This window comes from Burkholderia sp. LMG 13014 (assembly GCF_905232215.1).
Taxonomy (GTDB): domain Bacteria; phylum Pseudomonadota; class Gammaproteobacteria; order Burkholderiales; family Burkholderiaceae; genus Burkholderia.
Window position 1 is genome coordinate 1 of sequence record NZ_CAJNKE010000445.1, and the last position, 4,962, is coordinate 4,962.

At 66.1% G+C, this 4,962-nt stretch carries 4 protein-coding genes; 3 read left to right on the top strand and 1 reads right to left on the bottom strand.

Going from position 1 to position 4,962, the window contains the following annotated elements:
• Positions 1-215: 215 nt before the first annotated feature.
• On the top strand, positions 216-1,697 hold the full coding sequence (locus tag JYJ84_RS28235) for a sigma-54 dependent transcriptional regulator (RefSeq protein ID WP_174958169.1): 1,482 nt from the start codon (positions 216-218) through the stop codon (positions 1,695-1,697).
• A gap of 1,073 nt (positions 1,698-2,770) precedes the next feature.
• Here the strand turns inward: JYJ84_RS28235 and JYJ84_RS28240 are convergent.
• Complete coding sequence (locus JYJ84_RS28240) at positions 2,771-3,553, bottom strand: ABC transporter substrate-binding protein (RefSeq protein WP_122949135.1); 783 nt, start codon at positions 3,551-3,553, stop codon at positions 2,771-2,773.
• 234 nt (positions 3,554-3,787) lie between these two features.
• On the opposite strand from JYJ84_RS28240, the gene JYJ84_RS28245 reads away from it, so the two are divergent.
• The gene (locus JYJ84_RS28245) at positions 3,788-4,207 is read left to right on the top strand and encodes an MbcA/ParS/Xre antitoxin family protein (RefSeq protein ID WP_043177863.1); all 420 of its coding nucleotides are present in this window, start codon (positions 3,788-3,790) and stop codon (positions 4,205-4,207) included.
• A gap of 2 nt (positions 4,208-4,209) precedes the next feature.
• Positions 4,210-4,905 (top strand): RES family NAD+ phosphorylase, encoded by a 696-nt coding sequence (locus JYJ84_RS28250; RefSeq protein WP_175221779.1) that lies wholly within the window; start codon positions 4,210-4,212, stop codon positions 4,903-4,905.
• Positions 4,906-4,962 lie beyond the last annotated feature (57 nt).

A 4,962-nucleotide genomic window follows, 5' to 3' on the forward strand; every position in this document is an offset into this window, starting at 1 on the left:
TCGGGGTTCGTGCCGTACACGCCACCGGGATAACACCCATCTAGCCGCGCGCCGGCCGCATCGATATACCGTTCATGACAATGTCCACCTCTCGCGTGATTCGTGCGCGGGGGGATTTTATTCGGACGGAAATGCGGCCAATATGTCGGTTCTATCGAGGTCCGTCGCGCGCGACGGCGAGCCGGCGCGATACCAACGCCAAGCGGGGAACAACGATGGTTGCTAGGTCACCTGACGCAAACGGGCAAGCGGTGTCCGAGATGACGCATGTGTCCGTCACCGCGCCCGAAGACGGACGCAAGCTGTTCGTGATCATGCGTTCGCCCGACGAGCCGTTGCTTGCGCAACTGCGCGGGCTCGGCTGGGAAATCTCCGTCGCGAAGACGGCCGGCGCCGCGCAGAACATGACGTCCGGCGTGACCGTTGCCGCCGGTCTGGTCGATTTCACCGGGTTCACGTCGCGCGACTATCCCGCGCTGAAGGCGTGCCTGAGCCAGCCGTTGATCGGCTGGATTTCCATCGCGCAGGCCGGCATCACGATCGGCCCCGCCGTGCGGGAAATGATCCGCAGCTATTGCTTCGATTACGTCACCCTGCCGTTGCCCTACGAATGGATTTCGCACGTGCTCGGCCATGCGCGCGGGATGGCCGCGCTCGATCGCGTCGATGGCGCGGCCTATGCGGCGTCGATCGGCGAACACGGGATGATCGGCAACTGCGAGGCGATGCAGCAGCTGTTCAGCACGATCCGCAAGGTCGCGAAGACCGACGCGAGCGTGTTCATCTCCGGCGAGTCGGGCACCGGCAAGGAACTGACGGCGCTCGCGATTCATGAGCGTTCCGGCCGCGGCAAGGGGCCGTTCGTCGCGATCAATTGCGGTGCGATTCCGCATCACCTGCTGCAGTCGGAACTGTTCGGCTACGAGCGCGGCGCGTTCACCGGCGCGAACCAGCGGCGCGCGGGCCGGATCGAATCGGCGAACGGCGGCACGCTGTTTCTCGACGAAATCGGCGACATGCCGGTCGAAAGCCAGGCGAGCCTGCTGCGCTTCCTGCAGGAAGGGAAGATCGAGCGGCTCGGCGGGCAGGAATCGATTCCGGTCGACGTGCGGATCATCTCGGCCACCCACGTGGATCTCGACGGCGCGGTCGAGGCCGGGCGCTTCCGCGCAGACCTTTATCACCGCCTGTGCGTGCTGCGCATCCACGAGCCGCCGCTGCGCGCGCGCGGCAAGGACATCGACATCCTCGCGCACTACGTGCTGCAGAAATACAAGGCCGACAGCGGCCGCAAGATCAGCGGTTTCACGTCGGCCGCGCTCGACGCGATGCGGCGCTACGAGTGGCCCGGCAACGTGCGCGAGTTGATCAACCGCGTGCGGCGCGCGATCGTGATGGCCGAGAGCCGGCTGCTGACGCCGCACGATCTCGGGCTCGACACGCCGGGCGAAACCGAGCCGGTGACGCTCGAACAGGCGCGGGCGCTCGCCGAGCGCACCGCGATCGAGAATGCGCTGTTGCGCAACGATCACCGCATCAACAAGGCCGCAGCCGAACTCGGCATTTCGCGCGTGACGCTCTACCGGATGATGATCGAGCACGGGCTGAACGATCACGACAACAACGGCGGGAACGGCGACAACGGCGGGCACGATGGCGCGCCGTCCGGCGATGCGGGGCATCAGCGGGTCGGCTGAGCGGCGCACGCGTGGCGCGTGAACCGATACGGCGCACGCCGGGTTCGCCCTATTGCCGTGCAGTCGGCCGGCCCGGCGCCGGCCGATCCCTGCCGCGCGCGCCCCGCGCTTTTCGCGCCGCCGACGGCATGTAAAGCGCATGAAACATTTCGCCTCGGCGGCCAGGCAAATTTGCGCGGCAAATCGGGGTGAACGGCCGGCCGCCCACCGGTAAAAATACCGCGCTGCATTGTTCAGCCTTATCCGGCAAGGCAGGGCCGCCACGCGCCCGATGCGTGCCGCGCGCCACGTGTTTCAGATTCGTAACTTCCCGCATTCCGCCCCCGTTCCGGACGCCGCGCTGCCCGGTCAACCCCTTGTCCGGCCGGGCTCGCGCGAAGCTGGCCCGCTCCTTGCGGAAGAGGACGTACGAAGGTCGACGATGCACGGTCCGTCCGGTTCGGCAGCGAACCCTGTCAGTACCGGCCAGGACCCAGTCCGCGGGGATGCGGCGGCGGAGTGCGGCACCACAGCCGCGTTCCGGCGAGCACGGAGCGTCGTCGCCTGATCGTCGGGGCACCGGCCTCGCCCGGTTGCCGGAACAACCATCAGATTGATACGGGGAAGAAAAATGATCGATCGCCACACGCCGCGGCCGGCAGGCCGCGATCGCAGTGATTCGGAGCATCGCCGGTCGAACGTCGTTCTCGCAGCCGGCCGGCATGCATCGACAGGCCATCTCTCCGCGCCCGGTGCGAGGCGGATCCGGCTGATTGCCGGTCATCCGCGCCGGGTCGGCACTTTCCTGCAAGCGAACCCGATTCGCAAGGGCATGTGCGCACGGGCGCCGGTACCTCGACGCCCGGTCTTCGCCTACTGACCGAAGCCGTACGACATCCGTTTGCGCCGGGCAGCGTCGTCGCGAACGATCAATCTGCAATCCGAATGAAATGCGCAGCGTCGTGCCGCACGTGCGACGGATGATGCATTCGATGTGACGGCAAACGGCATCGTGCCGTTGCCGTCCGGTAGTGAGGGGAGGGGCGGTCGGACGCGCGCGACGGGAGTGGCGCCCGTACGCGCGCGACGCCGTTTCAGCTGCCGTAGATGTCGAAGTCGAAGTACTTCGACGCGAGCCGCTTGTAGGTACCGTCCTTGACCATGTCGAGAATGGCGCCGTCGATCTTCGCCTTCAGGTCGGTGTCCTCCTTGCGCAACCCGATGCCGGCGCCGATGCCGAGCACCTTGTCGTCGACGAGTTCGGGGCCGACGAACGAGTAGTTCGCGCCGCGCGACGATTTCAGGAACCCGATGGCCGCCTGCACCTCATCCTGCAGCGCCGCGTCGAGGCGGCCCGAGGTCAGGTCCGCATACACGCCGTCCTGGTTCTGGTACGACACGACGTTCGCGCCTTGCTTGCCCCAGTACGCCTTCGCATACGTTTCCTGCGTCGTGCCCTGCTCGACGCCGATCGATTTGCCCTTCAGCGATTCGGCCGTCGGCAGCAGCGGCGAGCCCTTCTTCACGACGAGCCGCGTCGGCTGGTTGTAGATCTTGGTCGTGAAGCCGATCTGCTGCGCGCGTTGCGGCGTGATCGACATCGACGACAGCACCGCGTCGAACTTTTTCGCCTTGAGCGCCGGAATCATCCCGTCGAAATCGTTCTCGAGCCACACGCACTTCGCCTTCAGGCGCGCGCAGATCTCGTTGCCGAGGTCGATATCGAAGCCGACGAGCTTGCCGTCGGGTGCCTTCGACTCGAACGGCGCGTAGCTGGCATCGGTGCCGAAGCGGATCGTGGTCCAGTCCTTCGCGACGGCGGGGCCTGCGGATACCGCGAGCAGGGCGATCGAAACAGCGGCAATCAGTCTCTTCATGGTGCGTTCCTTGGCGGGGTGCTTCCGGTTTCTGTGCGACACGGTTTCACGGACACGAACCGCGTCTGCGCGTGGTGTCCGCACGGCCATTAACGCAGAAAATAAAATCCGAGTCCAGAATGGACAAAAAATATCGTTTCGACGGAGGTGCCGGCCGGTCGCCGGGTGTCGACCCTTGCAAAAATACGAAAATGGACTAATCTTGTTAGTAAATTCGTTTCGAGACTAACGATCATGTCACAGCCCGCCTACGATTCGCATTCCGCCCCGCCGCAGGCCTCGGTCGCGCAGATGTCGGCGGCCGGCCTGCGCGCGTTTTTCAACATCGCGCGCGACTGGGAGCTGACGATCGACGAGCAGATCGTGCTGCTCGGGTCGCCCGGCCGTTCGACGTTCTTCAAGTGGAAGGCCACGCCGGAATCGGCGCGGCTGCCGCGCGATACGCTCGAGCGGCTATCGCTGCTGCTCGGCATCTACAAGGCGCTGCAGATCCTGCTGCCGCAGCCGGCCGCGGCCGATGCGTGGGTCAAGCGGCCCAACGACGCGGCGCCGTTCGGCGGCAAGCGCGCACTCGACCGGATGCTCGCCGGCAATGTCGGCGATCTGGTCGCCGTCCGGCAATATCTCGACGCGATGCGAGGTGGCTGGGCGTGACGATGCCGATCCAAGTACAACAATGGCCCACGACCGCGGTCGACTGGGCGCCTGCCTATCGCGTGATTCCCACCCGTTTTCCGGCGATCAACCTGTTCGACCGCGTTGCATCGGCGGACGATTTCGACGCGCTTTATGCGCTCGAGTCGCTGACCAACGATCGCATCCGCAATGAAGTCGGCTCGCTCGACCTCGTACCGCCCGCCGAGCGCCGCTACGGGCAGGGCTGGGGGCCGATCATGGCCGCGTTCACGCACCTGAATCCGCAGGGCAGCCGCTTTTCCGACGGCAGCTATGGTGTGTTCTACTGCGCGCGCTCGCGCGATACGGCGATCGCCGAAACGCGCTATCACAGCGCGCTGTTCCTGGCCGCGACGAAGGAGCCGCCGATGCGCCAGCAGATGCGGCTCTACACGGTGATTGCGCAAGGCGACGTGGCCGATGTGCGCCTGTGGCCGAAACGCGATCCGGCGTTGCTGGATCCGCTCGATTACAGCGCGGGGCAGGCGCTCGGTCGCGCGGTGCGCAATGCCGGCGGCGCGGGAATCGTCTATCCGTCGGTGCGCGACCCGCGCGGCGAGTGCCTGGCGGCGTTCCGTACCGCGCTGCTGCGCGACTGCCATCACGCGGCCTATCTCGAATACAACTGGAACGGCTCGGCCGTCGATGCGGTGTTCGAACTGAACCAGGTCGGCTAGGTACGGCCGGGCCCGCTCGCAAGCATCAGGGCATCAGCGCTTCAGCGCCTCAGGGCA

Bases quoted from the DNA above. Each gene is read 5' to 3' on its own strand.
- JYJ84_RS28245 (WP_043177863.1), top strand. From the start codon at position 3,788: ATGTCACAGCCCGCCTACGATTCGCATTCCGCCCCGCCGCAGGCCTCG.
- JYJ84_RS28235 (WP_174958169.1), top strand. From the start codon at position 216: ATGGTTGCTAGGTCACCTGACGCAAACGGGCAAGCGGTGTCCGAGATG.
- JYJ84_RS28250 (WP_175221779.1), top strand. From the start codon at position 4,210: ATGCCGATCCAAGTACAACAATGGCCCACGACCGCGGTCGACTGGGCG.
- JYJ84_RS28240 (WP_122949135.1), bottom strand. From the start codon at position 3,553: ATGAAGAGACTGATTGCCGCTGTTTCGATCGCCCTGCTCGCGGTATCC.